The organism is Sphingomonas sp. 10B4, assembly GCF_035019905.1.
Classification (GTDB): Bacteria; Pseudomonadota; Alphaproteobacteria; order Sphingomonadales; family Sphingomonadaceae; genus Sphingomonas; species Sphingomonas glacialis.
On record NZ_JASJVC010000360.1, the window covers coordinates 1 to 265 of the forward strand.

At 51.7% G+C, this 265-nt stretch carries 1 protein-coding gene; it reads right to left on the minus strand.

From position 1 onward, the window contains the following. Window positions 1-245: AMP-binding enzyme (locus tag QN347_RS20115; protein WP_416350913.1), on the minus strand; the 245-nt coding region annotated here is incomplete at its 3' end. Between the last annotated feature and the right edge of the window lie 20 nt (window positions 246-265).

Consider the following 265-nt stretch of genomic DNA (forward strand, 5'->3'; position numbering starts at 1 on the left):
GCGGTGAATTGCTCTTTGCAATAGTCCATCAACTGATCCACCGTCAAAGTCGGATCCCGGCGCACCACGAACAATTTGACCGCCTCGCCCGAATTGGCATCCGGTACGCCGATGCAAGCACACTCAAGCACGCCCGGATGCATGGCGACCACGCCCTCGATTTCATTCGGATAGACATTAAAGCCGGAAACCAAAATCATATCTTTCTTACGATCGACGATCGTGGTGTAACCGCGAAAATCCATAATACCGATGTCACCAGTCT